Below are 17,284 nucleotides of genomic sequence, written 5' to 3' on the forward strand. Positions count from 1 at the left end.
CTCGTCGGCGGCGATGACGTCCCGACCTCGCGACCGAACGGCAGAATGGGGGCATGATCCTCACCGAGATCGACCATGTCGCCATCGCCGTCCGTGACCTCGAGGCCGCGATCGAGTACTACGCCGAGGCGTTCGGTGCCGAGGTGCACCATCGCGAGATCGTCGAGAGCGACGGTGTCGAGGAGGCGCTCGTCAAGGTCGCCGACAGTTACATCCAGCTCACGGCGGCGACCCGCCCCGACTCGCCGATCGCGAAGTCGATCGAGAAGCGCGGTGAGGGTCTGCACCACGTCGGCTACCGGGTCGACGATTGCGCCGCCGCGCTGCAGGCGATGATCGACGCCGGCGCGACGCCGATCGACAAGGAGCCTCGCCCCGGTTCGCGCGGCACGACGGTGGCGTTCGTGCACCCGAAGGGCAGCTTCGGCACCCTGATCGAACTCGTCCAGGAGTGACCCCTCCCCCAGCCGTGTCGCGCTTCCAGGCGTCCCACACGCAAGACCGCGACACGCCCCAGCCCGACCGCCACCCCCAGCCAGCCGTGTCGCGCTTCTGCGCGCCCCACCCGCAAGTCCGCGACACACCCACGACCGACCACCACCCCCAGCCAGCCGTGTCGCGCTTCTGGGCGCCCCACACGCAAGACCGCGACACAGCCCACGACCGACCGCCGGCCTCACCCCACCCGACCATGTCGCTCTCTCGGGCGCCCCACACGCAAGACCGCGACACACCCCAGCCCGACCAACACCCCCCGCCGACCATGTCGCGCTCTCGTGCATCCCACGCACAAGACCGCGACACAGCCCACGACCGACCGCCGGCCCCACCCCAGCCAGCCGTGTCGCGCTCCCGCGCGCCCCACACGCAAGACCGCGACACGCCCCAGCCCGACCGCCACCCCCAGCCAGCCATGTCGCGCTTCTGCGCGCCCCACACACAAGACCGCGACACGCCCGCGACCGACCACCACCCCCAGCCGACCATGTCGCGCTCCTGCGCGCCCCACGCGCACCACCGCGACACAGCCCACGACCGACCGCCGGCCCCGCCCCAGCCGACCACGTCGCGCTCCTGGGCGCCCCACACGCAAGACCGCGACACACCCCAGCCCGACCGTCCACCCCAGCCAGCCGTGTCGCGCTCCCGCGCGCCCCACACGCAAGACCGCGACACAGCCCACGGCCGACCGCCGGTCCCTCCTCAGCCGACCGTGTCGCGGTTCTGGGCCGACCGTCCTCGCGAGCGCGACGCCGTCCGTCCTCGCGAGCGCGACGGGGTGGTCGGATGAGTGACGCCGGCGATCCGCTCCAGGCGGGCGGGGAGGGAACGAGCGGCGAGGTCGAGGTGCTGCTGCCCGCCGCCGTCCTCTGGGACATGGACGGGACGCTCGTCGACACCGAGCCGTACTGGTTCGCATCCGAGCGCGACCTCGTCGACCGGTACGGGCACGGCGACTGGCCCGACCACCACGCGCACGCGATGGTCGGGTTCGACCTGCTCGACGCGGCGGCGTACCTGCAGGAGCACGGCGGTGTCGATCTGCCGGCCGAGGAGATCGTCGAGCGGTTGCTCGACGGTGTGATCGCCCGCCTGCACCGCAAGATCCCGTGGCGGCCCGGCGCCCGCGAGCTGTTGGCCGATCTGAACGAGGCGGGCGTGCCGTGTGCGCTCGTGACGATGTCGTGGCGACGGTTCGCCGACCCGGTCCTGGCGGCGCTGCCGCCGCGGTCGTTCGTCGCCTCGATCACCGGCGACGAAGTGCCGCGCGGCCGCGGCAAACCGCACCCCGACCCGTACCTGCTCGGCGCCGAGGCGTGCGGTCTCGCACCCGAGGACTGCCTCGCGATCGAGGACTCCCCGACCGGCATCCGTTCGGCCCTCGCGGCAGGTTGCCGAGTGATCGGCGTACCGAACGTCAAGGCTCTGGCTCGTGAACCGGGCCTGACGATCGTCGAGTCGCTCGACGATCTGCGACTCCGCGATCTCGCCGAGATCATGTCGGCACCCGCCGAGCCGACGCCACGCACCTTGCCGTTCGACCTCGACCGACGCCGGCTCGCCGTCATCCTCGGTGCGGTGGCGGTGCTCGTGCTGGCGAGCGTCTGGCTCCTGAACCGGGGCGACGACGGACCCGAGCCGATCGCGCTCCCGCCCGGCGCGATCCCGGTCGACGTGTGGGCGCCGTACTGGACGCTCGACGAGACGCTGCCCGAGGCCGAACTGCGGTTGGCCGACGTTCGCGAAGCCTCGCCGTTCTGGTTCGGGGCGCGCGGGGTCGACCGGATCGTGGTCGACGAGAACGCGTCGGCCGAGCGAACCGCCGAGTTCATCGACCGCATCGATGCCGCGCCGGCGCTGTTCGTCCCGTCGATCCGCGACGAGATGCCCGCCGGCGAGATGGCGGCGATCCTCGCCGACCCGGTCACCCGGCAGCAGCACATCGACACGATCATGGCGTTCGCCCGCGACCTCGACGTCGACGGCATCGACCTCGACTACGAGCAGTTCGCGTTCGCCGACGGGCGCGACTCCTGGGCGACGACCCGGCCGGACTGGGTCGCGTTCGTCACCGAACTCGCCGAGGAACTGCACGCCGACGACCTGACGCTGACCGTGAGCATTCCACCGGTGTGGGGTCTCGCACCTGATGTGATCGAAGAGGCGGCGACCGGGGGCGACGACGACTCGTCGACGACGGTGCCGATCGACACGGCGAGCGGCTACTGGGTCTACGACCACGGCGCGATCGCCGAGGTGGTCGACGCGATCCGGATCATGACGTACGACTACTCGGTCGCCGAGCCGGGCCCGATCGCTCCGATCTGGTGGATCGCCGACGCGGTCGCGAGCACGTCGGCGGTCGTGCCGGAGGAGTTCCACGACAAGCTCGTACTCGGTGTGGCGTCGTACGGATCGAACTGGGTCGTCACCACGCTCGGCGACTGCCCGGCGAACGCGGAGGGGAAGACGAACGTGACCGCCAGGTCGGTGTTCGAGCTCGCCGACCTGCGTGGCGGCGCCCCGCTGTTCGATCCGGTCACCGCCGAGTGGTCGTTCGCGTATGCCCTCACGGTCGAGGACGACACGGCGTCGTGCGTGCAGAACCGCCAGGTGCACTGGGTCGACGCCGAGGGCGGGGCGGCCCGCGCCGAGATCGCCCGACGGGCCGGCTGGGGCGGCGTGGCGCTGTGGGCGCTCGGCTACGAGGACGACGACGTGTGGCAGGCGATCCTGTCGGCGAGCCGCGATCCGCTGACTGCGGAACCCGCCCCCTGAGCCGCGAAAGTTTCACGAAACGCCCCGGTGCCGGCGGCGAACCGCTGCGAGACTGCGCTCATGCGCCGCCGAGGGACGATCATGCTGATGGGAGCGACGCTCGCCCTCGCAGCGTGTGGATCGACCGAGGGCGACACGCCCACCGCCGCCGAACCGGCGACGATCACGGCGGGGACGACGGCGCCGTCGACCGCCACCGAACCGGGCGATGCAGGCGATCCCGGCGAGGCGACCCCCAACGCGACCGATCCCGACACCGACCCGGCCGGCACCGACCCGACCGACACCGACCCGGCCGCGACCGACCCCGGCACCGACCCGGGCGGCACCACGGGGAGCACCGGGGCTGCACCTGACACCGACTCGGGTGCCGCACCGGCGACCAGCGCACCCACCACTCCGCCGCCCACCGAGCCCCGGGCCGAGGATGGCTGTTCGCCCGACAACTCGCCGACCGAGACCGACGTGGCCGACGGACCCGTCCCGTCGATCGAGGTACGGGCCGCGTCGGCCGGCAACACGCTGCCCGATCTGGCGGTCCGCCGCGTCAACTGCGGCGGCGGATGGGTCAATCTCAAGAACGAGGTGCCCGCCGACCTGCCACTGCTCGTCTGGTTCTGGGCGCCGCATTGACCGGTGTGCCGGGCCGAGGCGCCCGACGTCGAGCAGTTCGCTCGAGCACACGCCGACGAGGTCCGAGTGATCGGGCTGGGCACGCAGGACAGTGGCGGCGAAGCCGCTGAGTTCGTCCGCGACTACCTCACGTATTCGTTCCCGATGTACTGGGACGAGACGTACGAGTCGTGGTCCGCATTCGGCATCACCGGTCAGCCGGCGGCCGTGATGCTGTCGGCCGACGGCGAGGTCGTCGCCGAGTGGCGGGGCGTGTTCCCCGAGGACGAGGTCCTCGCACTCGCACGAGGCTGAACCGCACCAACGTGCGGCGGGCCGTGCCGCGGGTCAGCCGCCGAGGCCAGCTGCCAGATCAGCCGCCGAGGTCGTCGAGCACGGGGATCGGCGGCGCGTCGTCGCCGTAGATGTACGACCGGAATCCGATGTAGCCGGCGACGCTGACGATCACGGCAAGCACGACGCTGATCGTGAACACGCGCGACCGGTTCGAGCGACCTCGTGGTGTTGGCGCCGGTCCTGACATCGGCTCAGGCGGCGACGTCGGCGTACGGGGCCGGATCGAAGTGGATCGGTCCGGAGGCGACCAGACGGTGCCAGACCGGCGACACGGTGGTCTCGGGGGTGTGGGCGTCGGCGGCGGTGTCACGATCGGTGAGGACCAGTGCCCGCAGTGCCGGCTGCTCGAGCAGATCTCGGATCGCGAGCGGGTCGTCCCCGGCGGGAACCGGGGTGAGGCGGCGGCGCTTGAAGAATTTCAGCATGGTGAGTTCCCTTCGGGGGTGGCGGCGCCCGTGGCGTCCAGGTCGTGGTAGGTGCTGACGTCGCGGAGGAATCCGGCGGCGACGAGCGTCTGCTCGAAACGGTCGTGGTCGGTGCCGGTGGCGGGGAGGCTCGAGCTGCGGGTCTCGGCGAAGTAGCTCTCGGCCGCGACGGCGAGGCTGCGATGGTCGGTACCGCAACTCGATGTCGAGGCTTCGGCCCGCATCCCGCTGATGGCGAACACGACGGCCAGGGCGAGGATGCCGAGGATCAGGATGACGAGCAGGATCTCGACGAGCGTCCAACCGCCGTCGTGGTCGCGCTGCGTGGTCAGGCTCGCGGTCGTGGCCGTGGCGGTGTGGGCGGGGGCGAACTCGAGGGTGTCCTCGGTCGCTGGTTCGGTGGTGGGGTGCATCGTGTGGCTCATCGCGGTGGTCGTGGGAACGGGGTGTTTCCCGTCATTCGAGTTTGCAGGAACTTGACGCACTTGTGGTTCAAGAGGCGCCGAAGGTTTCTGAACTCCGTCAACAGCCCGCACCGGTGGATTCACGAAGCGTGGCCGAACTTGACGAGTTCCAGACGAACGGCGAGGTCGGCGGCGTCGCGGGTGGTTTCCCGTCGGGAATACCGGTCGACGTCGACAGGGTTCCGGCGCCATGCAGACACGAGCGGTGACCTCTCGGATCGTCGCGGCCGCGGTCGCCGGGGGCCTCACGCTCGCGGCATGCGGTGGCGGCAACGACCCGGCGTCGGTCGGTGCCGACGGGGCCGCCGTCACCGTGCCCGCTCCCGCCGACGGGCCGATCCCACAGCTTCCCGTCACCCCCGAGGCGGCCGCCGGCAGCCCACTCCCCGAGATCACCGTGCGTCGGATCAACGGCGAGGGTGGGTTCGTCCAGCTCAAGAACGCGTTGCCGTCCGATCGGCCGCTGCTCGTCTGGTTCTGGGCCCCGCATTGACCGTTCTGTCGGGCCGAGGCGCCCGACGTCGAGCAGTTCGCTCGAGAACACGGTGATGTGGTCGAGGTGATCGGGCTCGGCACGCAGGACAGCGCCGAGGAGGCGGCCGAGTTCGTGGAGCGCGGCGGCACCCACAGCTTCCCGATGTACTGGGACGAGACGTTCGAGTCCTGGGAGGCGTTCGGTATCGCCAGTCAACCGGCCGCTGCGCTGCTCGCTCCCGACGGCGAGTTGCTCGCCGGGTGGTTGGGTGCGTTCGACCAGGACGAGGTGTTGCGGATCGCGGCCGAACTGGCCGGCTGACGACGGGCCGACGCCCGCGTGACCACCTGCGGTCACCGGTCGAGGTGACACACTGGCTGACGATGAGCTCGTCGGAATACAAGGCCGCGATCGACATCGGGACGAACTCGATGCACCTCGTGGTGGCCCGTCTGGCCGATCACGGCGGTTTCGAGATGCTCACCACCGAGAAGGAGATGGTGCGGCTCGGGGCCGGTGGCGGCGAGATGAAGTCGCTGGCGCCCGACGCCATCGAGCGAAGCCTGGTCACGCTCGCCCGTATGAAGCAGGTCGCCGGCAGTTTCGGCGACGTGGAGATCGCGGCCGTCGCGACGAGCGCCGTGCGCGAAGCGAAGAACCGCGACAAGTTCCTCGTGCGGGCCCGCGACGACGTCGGGGTGCCGGTCGAGGTGATCAGCGGGTTCGAAGAGGCCCGGCTGATCCACCTCGGGGTCCTCCAGGCACTCCCCGTGTTCGACCAGCGGTTGCTCGTGGTCGACATCGGTGGCGGGAGCACCGAGTTCTGCGTCGGCAAGGGCGAGCAGGTGATCGAGGCCCGCAGCATGAAGCTCGGCGCGATCCGGCTCACGCAGCGCTTCTTCGCCGGCGTGACCGACGCCGATCATGACGGGTCGGTCGGCCGCAAGGCGGTGAAGGAGTGTCGCAAGTACGTGCGGTCCGCGCTCGCACCGGTGGCGCACGAACTCGGCGGGCATCAGCCGGAGGTCACGGTCGGCAGTTCGGGCACGGCGTCGACCCTGGCCGCCATGGCGCTCGCCCGACGTGGGGAGAAGCCGCGTCAGCTGAACGGGACCTCGTTCACCGCCGGCGAGTTGCGGGAGCTGGTCGACGAGTTGACGTCGCGCACGACCGAGCAGCGACTCTCACTGGCAGGACTCGACGCGAAGCGCGTCGACATCATCGTCGCCGGCGCACTGCTGCTCGACGAGATCTTCCGGGCGTTCTCGATCGAGGAGATGGTGATCTCCGACTACGCGCTGCGTGAAGGTGTGCTGTTCGACCGGTTCGGCGGCGACGCCGGGCGTGAGCTGAGCGGGCTGCGGGCGACCAACGTGCGCCGGCTGTCGCAGCAGCTCGACCCCGACCCGTCCCACGCCGAGCACACGGCACGTCTGGCGACCGAGCTGTTCGACCGCACGGCGACGCTGCACGGGCTCGACGATCACGCCCGTGAGCTCCTCGAGGCGGCGGCGATCGTGCACAACGTCGGGCTGTTCATCAGCCATTCGAGCCACCACAAGCACTCGTACTACGTCGTTCGCAACAGCGAGCAGCTGACCGGCTTCTCCGAACACGAAGTCGAGCTGATCGCCGTCGTCGCCCGGTATCACCGCAAGAGCCGCCCGTCCGACAAACACCCCGAGTTCGCGGCGTTGTCGAAGTCCGACCAGCAACTGGTGCGGGTGTTGGCCGGGTTGCTGCGGGTGGCGATCGGTCTCGACCGCCGTCACGCCGAGTCGGTGCGTTCGGTCCGGGTGTTCATCGACGACGAGCAGGTGCGGATCGAGCCGGTCGGCGCCCCTGATGCCGACCTCGACGTGGAGATCTACGCGGCGCGGGAGCGGTCGATGCTCCTGGCCGAGGGGCTCGGTGTCGAGGTCATGATCGAACGTCCTGAGGCGATCGCCGCCGACACCCTGTCGTCCTGAACCGTGTCGCGACCTCGCGGCCACAGCGCCCAGAACCGCGACACAGCCCCCCAACCCGCACCCGGCCGCCGGTGCCGTGTCGCGGACTTGGGGGTGTGGGGCACACCTCCGCGACACGGGTGGGTGGTCATGACGCAGGGGGCTGGTGCTGGTCGCCGAGGTTCATCACGGCGGGCTGGTCACCGAGCGGGCTCAGGGTGCGTCGACCCATGTTCCTTCCCCGAACTCCAGGCGCGCTGATTCGTCCGAGTAACCGCCCATCACATAGACGACCCGGAGGTCTTCCTGCGGCGAGATCACCGACGCCATCTCGACGATTCCTTGTTCGGTTATTCCGAAGACGATCGCCGTCTCGTTGTCGAACGGTTCGAACTCGTACTCGCTCAGGTCCTCGACCGTCCGCTGCTGCAGGGGACCGGCGTCCATGGCCTCGGCGAGCTGGACCTGTTCGGTCCCCGGCTCGATCAGATCGATGTGGGCACCGGATGCGGTGGCCCACAAACTTCTCCATTCCAGATACGAATCGGGATCAGCCGCTCGGAACCCAGCGACGTCGAGGAAGTAGCTGTAGTGCGTGACCGGAGTGCCGTCGACGCCGATCTCACCACTCGCACTCTCCACGAGGAGCGTCGCGAACGGGCGTGCGGTACGTGGGAAGACATCGAACTCACCGAGCATCCCGGCGAGCGGCGTGTCCGGCCCGGGCTCGACACTGAGCGGGCTGCGTCGGACCCGCCGTGACACACCGTCGGGTCCGATCGAGTACCGCCACGCTCCGTCGAACGAGACGAGGCTGGTGTCTCCGGACGCCGAGTCGTGGGCCACGCCGTAGTAGCTGTCGCGCTCGGTGTCGTAGGTGACGTCGAAGTCACGGAACGTCGCACCGGTGGCCGCTCCGTCGTACTGCCTGACGTAGTAGGTGATCGTCCGGTAGTCAGGCCGCCGAGCGACTCGAGGCGGCGGCAGCGGCTCAGGCGAGAAGGGTCCCTCGATCGTCTTCGGCGGAAGCACCTGGGTCAGGTCTCGTGCGTCGTCGATCGCGCCGAGCAGGCCGCCGGCGCTGGATCGTGCGGTGTTGTTCAGATCGCCCATCGCTTCGACGATCTCTTGTTGTTCGCCGAGCGGGGTGAGCGCCGCGATCGCCGATTCGGCGCCCGAGTCCTCGTCGGCGGCCTCCGCAGCTGCGGCGGCACGTTCGGCGGCGTCACGATCCTGCTGGTCCTGGTAGGCCTGGTAGCCGAACCAGCCGGCGGCGGCGAGGCCGCCGACGAGCACGACGGCGAGGGCACGGCCGAACAGCAGGTTGAGACGACGCTTCCGGCGGGCCTTCGCCCGGAGTCGTTGGGCGGCCTCACGATTGGCTTCGCTGCCGGTGGGCAGCGCGCCGTAGGCGGGATTGGTCGCGTAGTGCTTCTGCGAGTCGACCATCGCCTTGGCGTCGAAGGGCGCCGGTTCGACCGGTGGCGGTTCGACGGGTGGGGCCGCGGGCACGAACGGCGCGTCCGAGGCGGGGGGTGTGGTCGGCTGCGCTGGACCCGTGCTGACGGGCTGCGCCGCGGGGAGGTATGGCGCCTCGTCGTGGTCGGCACCATCCCGTTCGGTTGGTGTGGTCATTGCACGACCAGTCTCTCACGCGCGCCGGCGGGCCGACAGAGGCAGCCGGCGCGTGGGGATCGTCCACGGCGCGGTTGGCGTCGTCAGGGAGCCGGCGACCAGACCCGTTCGCCGAGGTCGGCGATGGCCGGCATGTCGCCGAAGTCGGTGAGGTAGTACTCGATCCGGAAGTCGGCGGTGGTGTCGATGATCGTCACGACCTGGACGTGTCCTGCCGGCGCGATCATGTACGACAGTCCGGCGCCGGGCGCGACGCGTTCGAGCGCGTCGCCGACCGGTTGCGGTGGCGGCGCCACGGGAACCGATGCGCGATCGAACCCGTCGGTGCTGATCTCTCGCGTGGCGAGGTCGACGAGTGAGTTGTCGTTCGCGGGCCGAGAGTTCCACCTGCTCACCCACACGAAGTACGAGCCCGGGTCCGCTGCCCGCCACTGCTCGGTGTCGATGGAGTACGTGTAGGCGTCACCGAACCCGGACCCGGGCGTGCTGTCTTCCAGGACGGCGAACGGCCGGGCGGGTTCGGGGAGGACGTCGCTCTCTCGGAACACGTTGGCGAGGGCGACGTCCGGGGCGACGTCGAGGCTCGCCACGTTGCGCCGCACTCGTTCGACCACGCCGTCGGTTCCGACCGAGTAGCGGTAGCCGGCGTCGGCGCCGACGATCGTGACCTCGCCGCCCTGTCGGACTTCTCCGGCATAGGTGTCGGCGACCCGGTCGTATCGGTAGTAGTACTCGGCCATCGGCGAGCCCGCTGCGGCTGCCTCCCATCGGCGGTAGAGGAACTCCACGGAACGGGCCGCGAACGAGTCGGCCAGGAGGTCGGCGGACGCGGCGTCGCCCGACGGTTCGTCGTTCGACTGGACGGAGACCTCGGGTGGCAGGGTGACGGGCGGCGACAGCGAGGCGACCTCGTCGGCGCTCCCGTCGCCGGCGGGCGAGGGTTCGGCGTCGAGTTGCTGGTCGTCTTGATACGCCCGGTACCCGAACCAGCCGGCGGCTCCGAGGCCTCCGATCACGGTGAGGACGACGACCCGACTCAGCACCCGATTCCGGCGTCGGCGTCGGCGGGCCTCGGCGCGCAGCTGCTGGGCGGCGGCGCGGCTGGCCCCGGTGGCGGCGGGGAGCGGGCCGTAGGCGGGCTTCGGTCGATAGCCCTTCTGCGCTTCGACCATCGCTTTCGCGTCGAACGTCGTCTCCGGGTCGGGGTCGCGCGACTCAGCACCCGGGACGTACAGGGCGTCGCGGATCTCTGGCCCCTTCGGCTCCCTCGGCTCGGCGGGTCCGGTCGAGCCGGAACGTACGGTCGGGAGGTAGGGCGTGTCGGTCGGGAGGTAAGGCGTGTCGGATCGACTGGCGCCGTCCCCCTCGGCGGGTTCTGTCATTGCGGGGGAGATTCTCCCACACGCGCCCGGATGGGCAACAGGGCGGCACCGTCGCCGCCGGATCAGCCTCCGCTGTCGGGAACGGTCGGGGGCGGGGTGACCTCGATCCGGTTCTCGTCGGGGCGCTCACCGACGCCGAACGTCGGGTTGCCCGGGCCGTTCCAGGCGGGTGAGTTCTCGAGCTCGTCGATCGCGTCGCGCAGATCGTTGCCGCTGCCCTGCCGGTCGAGTTCGGCCTGCCGTTGTTCGGTCTCGAGCCGGTCGCTGGCCTGCTGCTCGGTGTAGATCGTGTAGCCGACGTAGGCGACCGAGGCGACGACGGCCATCGCGACGATCGCGCCGGCTGCGCCGAACACCTTGTCTTTGAACTGGCTGCGGCGCTGGCGGCGTCGGGCGTGCTCCCGACCGGCTTCGAGCCCGAACACGGCGGAGGGCCCGAGGGGGTTGTGCGCCCGCTGCTGCTCTGGTGGTCGTCGGCGTGGCATGTCTGCCTATCGGCGGGTGGTGGCGGGTTCTGAAGTGCTCAGCAGGGCGTCACGCCGATCAGGTATCCCTCGGCCGCGACGTCCCAGTATTGCGACAGGCTACGGCTCAGCCCGGCGTCGACCAGCGTCTGCTCGTACCGAGTCGCTCCCGACCCGGTGGCCGGAATGGTGGAGCTGCCTTCCTGCGCGAAGTACGCCTCGACGGCGGTCGCGAGCGTGCGGGCATCTTGTGCGCAGGCGTTGTCCTGGCCGCGATCGGTGATGCCGCGAACGGAGAACACGACCACCGTCCCCAGAATGCCGAGGATGACGATCACGATCAGCAACTCGATCAGCGAAAAGCCATCGGCCTCGTCGGTTGCTCGGCGCTCCAATGCAAAGTTCACGTGAATCAACTTAACACAGAGGTGACTGACGGGGGCTCAAGGTCTCGGCAAGAACGGAGGGCCCACGACGTGGCGCAGTGCCCTGCGCGAGGGCCGATGAATCGGCCACTTCTCGGCCGCGACCGGTCATCGTCAGACGGACGTGCAGCGCGACGAAACCGACACGAGCACGGCTCCATCGGAGTTCATGTCGTACAGATTCGAGGTTTCCCGGAGCAGGCCGTCATTGGCGAGGGTGCGCTCCACGGCCTCGGCGTCGACGCCGTCGGGCGGGATCGAGTCGCCGCCGTGCTTGGCGAAGTAGGCCTCCGCTGCATTCGAGAGCGTCCGGACGTCTGCATCGCAGGTGGCCTGTTCGCCACGATCGGTGATGCCCTGGACGCTCATGATGACCACCGTCGCAAGGATGCCGAGGACGACGATGACGATCAAGAGTTCGATCAACGTGAAGCCCTTGTCACCGCTGCTCCCGCTCGACGTGATCTCTCGCTCGCTCATGCTGTTGCTATCGGCATGCGCTTGGCGCGATTGAGACAAACTTTGCTCAAGGCACACCAGACTCAACCGTGACTGGTTGTCAAGCTGGCATCAAGATCGTCATCAGCCGTGCCGATGACCAACCACCGACCAACCACGAGGTCGACCGCTCGTCGTTCGACCGACGGCTACTCTGATCATCCGCATCGAAAGCAGCAATCCATGACGAGTGACAACGACGAGCGATGGGGGCAGCGTGCTGTGAGCGCCATGCGCCGTCGGCTTCCGGTCGTGCACTATCTGGTCGACTGCCTGGTCTGGCTCGTCGCGCTGCCGTTGACGACGTTCAGCCGGTACGACTTCTCGCTGACTGAACTCGAGTTCGACGCCACCGCACGTTCGTGGATCGTCGCCATCGTCGCCCAAGGCGCTTTCGGCATCGGCACCGGCCTCTACACGCGGCGCTGGCGGTACGGCAGTTTCGACGAGGTTGCCGCGCTCGCTGCCACCGTGCTCCTGACCGGCGTCGTGATGACGGTCGTGCACTTCGGTTGGTTCATGGACGGAGCGCCACGCTCGGTGCCGGCACTCACATCAGCCGTTGCGATCGCCGGCACCGTCGCCGTTCGATCTGCTTGGCGGCTCTACCAGCAGAAGCAGTCGAAGCGGGAGCTGCTCGGCGCTGCACCGCTGATCATCGTGGGCACGGGCGAAGCAGCCGAGCAAATCGTCAAGGCACTGCTCGCCGACGCCAACAGCCGCTACCAGCCGGTGGCACTGCTCGACGACAAGCCCGACCGGCGGCGTTACTCGATCTCGGGCGTCAAGGTGCAAGGGCCGATCAGCCAGATGCGAGAAGTCGCCGCCCGGTATTCGGCGGAAGACGTGCTGCTCGCGATGCCGAGCGCAGAGAGCGAGCTGATCCGCGACGTCGACGCGATCGCCAACAATGCCGGTCTGAGATTGCTGGTGTTGCCGTCGGCACACCAGATGTTCGGCGACGTAGGCGTCCGCGACATCCGCCCGGTGTCGGAGGCCGACCTGCTCGGTCGTCGACCGGCCGACATCGACGCCGACGCGGTGTCCGACTACATCACCGGCAAGCGGGTGCTCGTGACCGGCGCCGGCGGCTCGATCGGCAGTGAGCTCTGCCGACAGCTCGCCCGCTTCGAGCCCGCTTCGTTGATGAAACTCGACCGGGACGAGAGCGGCCTCCACGCGGTGCAGCTCTCGATCCATGGCCGGGCGTTGCTCGACGGCAACGACCTGCTGCTCGGTGACATTCGTGACCGCGATCGATTGTTCGAGCTGTTCGAGGAGCATCGACCCGAGGTCGTGTTCCATGCCGCTGCGTTGAAGCACCTCCCGCTGCTCGAGGCGGCTCCGCAGGAGGGCTGGAAGACGAACGTGGTCGGCACCCAGAACGTGCTCGATGCCGCTGAACACGTCGGCGTGACCCACTTCGTGAACGTCAGTACCGACAAGGCTGCAAACCCGACGAGCGTGCTCGGTTACACGAAGCAGTTGACCGAACGGTTGACGGCGCACAAGGGCGCAACCGCTCCGGGCACGTACGTGTCGGTGCGGTTCGGCAACGTGCTCGGCTCTCGCGGGTCGGTGCTACCGGCCTTCCGTGAACAGGCACGCCGAGGCGGCCCGATCACCGTGACGCATCCCGACATCACTCGCTACTTCATGCTCGTGGAAGAGGCAGCGCTGTTGGTGATCAACGCCGGTGCCATCGGTCGTGACGGCGAGGTGCTCGTGCTCGACATGGGTGAGCCGGTCAAGATCGCCGACGTCGCCAAACGCTTCGCCGAACAACACACACCGCCGTTGGAGATCGTGTTCACCGGCCTCCGCCAGGGCGAGAAGCTCCACGAGGATCTCATCGCCGACGGCGAGCACGGCGAACGCCCCTTCCACCCGATGATCACGCACGTGCACTCGGAACCGGTCGAGCTGAAGGACCTACTCGACTCCTCGGGAGTTCTGGCGATCAGCGGCGATGTGGACGGCGGCCTGCTTCGACGCAGCGCCTGGCACCACCTACAAGACTGACCATCGTGCCAGGCCAAGACTGCGACGACTCGCAGCCCGAACGCATCGACAGCCGCATATGGCGACCCGGAGCTCTGTTGACCGACGCCGGTTCCGTTGCAGGCCTGCGGGGCCTCGGGCTCATAGCGAGCCTGGGATTCAGCTTGCTGCTTGCTCGGGACACCGGAGGCCAAGGAGCTGGTACCTACTTCATTTCCGTCACGCTGGTGCTCATCACTGCTGTGATCGCTCGCCTCGGGTCTGACAGCGCACTTGTTCGTCTCATCTCCGGACACCGCCACAACGGTGTCCTGGTCGTCGCGACCGCCCGTGCAGCGATCCGGTTCACTACCGTGCTATCCGTTGCGGCGACTGGAGGGCTCCTCCTGCTGGCCCCGCTCTTATCTGACGAGCTCTTCCAGGACAGCACGATCACAACACCGCTGCGTATTGTCTCCCTGGCAATTCCCCCTACCGCCCTGACGTCGGTATTCGGACGCTGCCTGATCGGTGCGCATCGGGTACTCGTAGGGGTAGCGATCGAAGGCGCTGCACTCCCGATCGCCCAGCTCATCCTCTACGTCACGCTCCTGCGCCGCTGGGGGGTCTCCGGAGCAGCGACATCGCTGGTAGTTGCCAACATGCTCGTGCTCGGCGTAGGCATTGCCGTGTGGGCTCGATCGACCGCGACCCATGACCGACCCGCCAAGAATCAGGTCCTCGAGGCCAAGCGGCTCCTCATCCAGGCATCGCTACCTCTACTCGGATCAAACTTGATCCGAACTGTTCTGGCATACACCGGAACGCTCGTGCTCGGCGTCTTCTCTACGAGCTCTGCTGCTGGTGTCTACGCTATCTGCGCGCGTATTGCGAGAGTTGGGGTCCTCCCACTCTCGTCGTTGAACACGGCAGTCGCTCCTCGACTGGCCGCGTTCCACGCAGACCATGCCACCACAGAACTTCGCGACATCACGCGCCGCGCGCTCACGGCGAGCGCAGTGCTTGCTACGTGTGTCAACGTTCCACTCATCGCTGCAGCACCGCTACTTCTGCGAACCTTCGGAGGTGAGTTCGCCGGGGCGACGGCCACGCTCCGAATCCTGCTCGTAGCGAGCGCCATTGACATGGCCACCGGTCCAGTTGCCATGTTCTTGCAGATGACGGAACGGGAGCGAGCCCTCCTGCATGTGTCGATGCTTACGTTCGTTACCCAAGTTGCAATCGCTGCAGCGCTCACGCCTGTCTTTGACGCAAACGGTCCCGCTAGCGCCGAGGTCATCAGCCAGCTCCTGTTCAACGCGCTGGTCATGATCCTGGTGGTGAGATACTTCCGGGATGCAAATGCTGGCTCCCCTGACGTTCACCGCAGTTGAGCTACAGAGCACCACTCCTTGACTGAGCCGCCGACTCGACGAGGTAACCGCCGTCCAGTTCTCCGGGGCGCAATGCCCGATGGGCTGGAACGCTCGACCGATCATCGCAGCACTACCCCAACCGCCAATCAGAGCACGACGTGTCTGCTCACACGGGCCTGAGCCCAGCGAGGGCGGCTCCAGCGAGGTTCAGCGATCGGTCGAACTCGCGGGCAACTCGAGAGCGCTCTTCCCGACGGTCCTCGAAAGCATAGTCGAACCGCACCAGGTCGCCGCAATATCGCTCGCGAACGGCCAAGATCTCGCTATCCCGATAGAAGTGCGAGTAATGATGACTCCGGTAGCGCCCGCGATTGGTAAATCCGGCAGTACTCACGTCGAAGCCCCGACTCGACAACTCCGAGAGTGTCGTCGACAAGTCTTCGAAGCGCCCAACGTGGTCAGCGGCTTCTTGCCCGTCCAGCATCACATAATCACTCTGGGGACGGATGTGATCACCCCGATAGCGAGGACCCGATCGATCTTGGAGCAACGCTCGCCAACCTCCCTCGCCACAGAGCATCTCGCGGAACGATCCGGCACGGCTCGTCTTCCGGCGCAAGAAGAAGTAGTCGGAGACGGCGCGATCGAACGGGTTGCGAACCACCGTGAACGTGAAGAAGTCGGCCGCTTCCGTTCGGTCTAGCAGCCCAAAGTCCACGAGTTCCTGCAACGTGGCATGCTGCAGCCACGCACGACGAACCGGGCACCAGCCATATGCCCGCTCATAGTCAGGCGGAGCAGCAGGGTCGTTCACATTTGGGTCAAGCAGCCGTTCGATCGTCGTACCAGCAGCTTTCGGGACGTGAATGAAGACCATCCGACGCTCACGGAGTATCACCTCCGTATCATGGCGAACTTGTGGGCACTTTGCGCGAACCTTCAGCGCGGGTCCAGTGGTTCACGCGGTATGGCTGGGAGGGAGCCTCAGCACGGTACCGGGCTCTCCAGTACGTTGAGCGGCTCGACCCCTATGGCTTTCAAAGCGGCATACGACCACTCGCTCGGTGGGGCGCTCACCCTCATGAGCAGCTCGCGGGCGTCATCCGTCGGAGACGACAGCTACGGTCACTGGAGGCTGACGTTCTCGTCATTCAGAAGGAAGCCGTCAGCCCAGCCCTGTTCTGGCCACTCATCCGCCCCTGTATCGAAAATTGCACTGCACCGATCATCTGGGACATCGATGACGCCGTCTGGATCGGGCGCCGCGGGTCGGGAACCATGGCAGCTGACCTAGCTCGTCGAGCGACGATAGTGGTCGCTGGAAATCACTTGATCGCAGACTGGGCGGTGAGCTCCGGAGCTCGCGACGTTCGGATCATTCCCACATGCTATGAACCGCTCGTCACCTCGGCTCAACGCTCCAGCCCTCTCGTTGAGATCGTCTGGATTGGTTCACCGTCGACGGCGGCATACCTGGAAGTCGAACGGGATCGACTCAAACCCCTCCGCCACCTCCCGAACACTCGAGTAACATTTGTCGGCGGCCGCGCTCCGACATCGCTTCGAGGACTCCCCAACGTCCGCGAGCTGAGCTGGACGGCTGCCATCGAGCACGACGTACTCAGTACGGCCGACTATGGATTGGCCATTCAACCGAGAACACCGTACGCGGACCACAAGTGTGGCTTCAAGATCGTTCAGTACATGGCCTATGGCGTGGTTCCCGTCGCTACGCCGAACCCAGTTCATGAGTCGATCATCGGCCCGACGGGATTACTTCTGGGTCCGGCAGTTCGGGAGAACCTCGCCGAGCAACTCTCACAGAAGCCGACCGCTGAGCAACGAGCAGCCGTGGCCGACCGTTGGGAGTCTGCGTTCTCCACCAGCTCTGGCACCCAGAAGTGGGCCAGATTGCTGCGCTCGATCTCTTGAGTGCCGGGGCGAGGGCGCCGATGCCGGCGCG

At 67.8% G+C, this 17,284-nt stretch carries 18 protein-coding genes; 10 read left to right on the forward strand and 8 right to left on the reverse strand.

The window, feature by feature from the left end:
* Window positions 1-53: 53 nt before the first annotated feature.
* The 4 genes from mce to R8G01_13820 all read left to right on the forward strand — a co-directional run bounded on the left by mce (window position 54) and on the right by R8G01_13820 (window position 4,206).
* Entirely contained in the window at window positions 54-455 is a 402-nt protein-coding gene (gene mce, locus R8G01_13805; protein ID MDW3215073.1) for a methylmalonyl-CoA epimerase, read from the forward strand.
* An 832-nt stretch (window positions 456-1,287) separates the two neighbouring features.
* Complete coding sequence (locus R8G01_13810; protein ID MDW3215074.1) at window positions 1,288-3,279, forward strand: HAD-IA family hydrolase; 1,992 nt, start codon at window positions 1,288-1,290, stop codon at window positions 3,277-3,279.
* A gap of 60 nt (window positions 3,280-3,339) precedes the next feature.
* Window positions 3,340-3,912: a hypothetical protein gene (locus R8G01_13815; protein ID MDW3215075.1), complete on the forward strand. Its 573-nt coding sequence runs from the start codon at window positions 3,340-3,342 to the stop codon at window positions 3,910-3,912.
* A gap of 3 nt (window positions 3,913-3,915) precedes the next feature.
* The gene (locus R8G01_13820; GenBank protein MDW3215076.1) at window positions 3,916-4,206 is read left to right on the forward strand and encodes a TlpA disulfide reductase family protein; all 291 of its coding nucleotides are present in this window, start codon (window positions 3,916-3,918) and stop codon (window positions 4,204-4,206) included.
* Window positions 4,207-4,439: 233 nt separating this feature from the next.
* On the opposite strand, the gene R8G01_13825 is transcribed toward R8G01_13820, so the two are convergent.
* Entirely contained in the window at window positions 4,440-4,673 is a 234-nt protein-coding gene (locus R8G01_13825) for a hypothetical protein (protein ID MDW3215077.1), read from the reverse strand.
* Window positions 4,667-5,098: a prepilin-type N-terminal cleavage/methylation domain-containing protein gene (locus R8G01_13830; GenBank protein MDW3215078.1), complete on the reverse strand. Its 432-nt coding sequence runs from the start codon at window positions 5,096-5,098 to the stop codon at window positions 4,667-4,669. Before R8G01_13830 ends, R8G01_13825 begins: the two co-directional genes overlap by 7 nt.
* A gap of 229 nt (window positions 5,099-5,327) precedes the next feature.
* Between R8G01_13830 and R8G01_13835 the strand changes: the two genes are divergently transcribed.
* From R8G01_13835 to R8G01_13845, 3 genes are all read left to right on the forward strand, one after another.
* Window positions 5,328-5,630, forward strand: coding sequence for a hypothetical protein (locus R8G01_13835; protein MDW3215079.1), 303 nt, complete (start codon window positions 5,328-5,330; stop codon window positions 5,628-5,630).
* Between the two features lie 57 nt (window positions 5,631-5,687).
* On the forward strand, window positions 5,688-5,933 hold the full coding sequence (locus R8G01_13840; protein ID MDW3215080.1) for a hypothetical protein: 246 nt from the start codon (window positions 5,688-5,690) through the stop codon (window positions 5,931-5,933).
* Between the two features lie 62 nt (window positions 5,934-5,995).
* Window positions 5,996-7,582 (forward strand): Ppx/GppA phosphatase family protein, encoded by a 1,587-nt coding sequence (locus R8G01_13845; GenBank protein ID MDW3215081.1) that lies wholly within the window; start codon window positions 5,996-5,998, stop codon window positions 7,580-7,582.
* Window positions 7,583-7,774: 192 nt separating this feature from the next.
* Here R8G01_13845 and R8G01_13850 read toward each other — a convergent pair whose 3' ends face one another.
* The 5 genes from R8G01_13850 to R8G01_13870 all read right to left on the reverse strand — a co-directional run bounded on the left by R8G01_13850 (window position 7,775) and on the right by R8G01_13870 (window position 11,947).
* Complete coding sequence (locus tag R8G01_13850; protein ID MDW3215082.1) at window positions 7,775-9,196, reverse strand: hypothetical protein; 1,422 nt, start codon at window positions 9,194-9,196, stop codon at window positions 7,775-7,777.
* An 83-nt stretch (window positions 9,197-9,279) separates the two neighbouring features.
* Entirely contained in the window at window positions 9,280-10,578 is a 1,299-nt protein-coding gene (locus R8G01_13855; protein ID MDW3215083.1) for a hypothetical protein, read from the reverse strand.
* A 62-nt stretch (window positions 10,579-10,640) separates the two neighbouring features.
* The gene (locus R8G01_13860; protein MDW3215084.1) at window positions 10,641-11,063 is read right to left on the reverse strand and encodes a hypothetical protein; all 423 of its coding nucleotides are present in this window, start codon (window positions 11,061-11,063) and stop codon (window positions 10,641-10,643) included.
* A 38-nt stretch (window positions 11,064-11,101) separates the two neighbouring features.
* On the reverse strand, window positions 11,102-11,449 hold the full coding sequence (locus R8G01_13865; protein MDW3215085.1) for a type II secretion system protein: 348 nt from the start codon (window positions 11,447-11,449) through the stop codon (window positions 11,102-11,104).
* A 132-nt stretch (window positions 11,450-11,581) separates the two neighbouring features.
* The gene (locus tag R8G01_13870) at window positions 11,582-11,947 is read right to left on the reverse strand and encodes a prepilin-type N-terminal cleavage/methylation domain-containing protein (GenBank protein MDW3215086.1); all 366 of its coding nucleotides are present in this window, start codon (window positions 11,945-11,947) and stop codon (window positions 11,582-11,584) included.
* 201 nt (window positions 11,948-12,148) lie between these two features.
* Here R8G01_13870 and R8G01_13875 point away from each other — a divergent pair, with 201 nt between their 5' ends.
* Entirely contained in the window at window positions 12,149-13,987 is a 1,839-nt protein-coding gene (locus R8G01_13875) for a nucleoside-diphosphate sugar epimerase/dehydratase (GenBank protein ID MDW3215087.1), read from the forward strand.
* A 77-nt stretch (window positions 13,988-14,064) separates the two neighbouring features.
* Window positions 14,065-15,339, forward strand: a complete 1,275-nt coding sequence (locus tag R8G01_13880; protein MDW3215088.1) for an oligosaccharide flippase family protein — start codon at window positions 14,065-14,067, stop codon at window positions 15,337-15,339.
* 148 nt (window positions 15,340-15,487) lie between these two features.
* Here R8G01_13880 and R8G01_13885 read toward each other — a convergent pair whose 3' ends face one another.
* Window positions 15,488-16,219 carry a sulfotransferase family 2 domain-containing protein gene (locus R8G01_13885; protein ID MDW3215089.1) on the reverse strand — a complete coding sequence of 244 codons (732 nt, stop codon included), beginning with the start codon at window positions 16,217-16,219 and terminating at the stop codon, window positions 15,488-15,490.
* Window positions 16,220-16,599: 380 nt separating this feature from the next.
* On the opposite strand from R8G01_13885, the gene R8G01_13890 reads away from it, so the two are divergent.
* Complete coding sequence (locus R8G01_13890) at window positions 16,600-17,253, forward strand: glycosyltransferase (protein MDW3215090.1); 654 nt, start codon at window positions 16,600-16,602, stop codon at window positions 17,251-17,253.
* Window positions 17,254-17,284: the final 31 nt, after the last annotated feature.

It is taken from the genome of Ilumatobacteraceae bacterium (assembly GCA_033344875.1).
Taxonomy (GTDB): domain Bacteria; phylum Actinomycetota; class Acidimicrobiia; order Acidimicrobiales; family Ilumatobacteraceae; genus Ilumatobacter.

Bases quoted from the DNA above. Each gene is read 5' to 3' on its own strand.
- R8G01_13810 (MDW3215074.1), top strand. From the start codon at position 1,288: ATGAGTGACGCCGGCGATCCGCTCCAGGCGGGCGGGGAGGGAACGAGC.
- mce (MDW3215073.1), top strand. From the start codon at position 54: ATGATCCTCACCGAGATCGACCATGTCGCCATCGCCGTCCGTGACCTC.
- R8G01_13815 (MDW3215075.1), top strand. From the start codon at position 3,340: ATGCGCCGCCGAGGGACGATCATGCTGATGGGAGCGACGCTCGCCCTC.
- R8G01_13870 (MDW3215086.1), bottom strand. From the start codon at position 11,947: ATGAGCGAGCGAGAGATCACGTCGAGCGGGAGCAGCGGTGACAAGGGC.
- R8G01_13845 (MDW3215081.1), top strand. From the start codon at position 5,996: ATGAGCTCGTCGGAATACAAGGCCGCGATCGACATCGGGACGAACTCG.
- R8G01_13855 (MDW3215083.1), bottom strand. From the start codon at position 10,578: ATGACAGAACCCGCCGAGGGGGACGGCGCCAGTCGATCCGACACGCCT.
- R8G01_13825 (MDW3215077.1), bottom strand. From the start codon at position 4,673: ATGCTGAAATTCTTCAAGCGCCGCCGCCTCACCCCGGTTCCCGCCGGG.
- R8G01_13850 (MDW3215082.1), bottom strand. From the start codon at position 9,196: ATGACCACACCAACCGAACGGGATGGTGCCGACCACGACGAGGCGCCA.
- R8G01_13875 (MDW3215087.1), top strand. From the start codon at position 12,149: ATGACGAGTGACAACGACGAGCGATGGGGGCAGCGTGCTGTGAGCGCC.
- R8G01_13890 (MDW3215090.1), top strand. From the start codon at position 16,600: ATGGCAGCTGACCTAGCTCGTCGAGCGACGATAGTGGTCGCTGGAAAT.
- R8G01_13835 (MDW3215079.1), top strand. From the start codon at position 5,328: ATGCAGACACGAGCGGTGACCTCTCGGATCGTCGCGGCCGCGGTCGCC.
- R8G01_13830 (MDW3215078.1), bottom strand. From the start codon at position 5,098: ATGAGCCACACGATGCACCCCACCACCGAACCAGCGACCGAGGACACC.
- R8G01_13860 (MDW3215084.1), bottom strand. From the start codon at position 11,063: ATGCCACGCCGACGACCACCAGAGCAGCAGCGGGCGCACAACCCCCTC.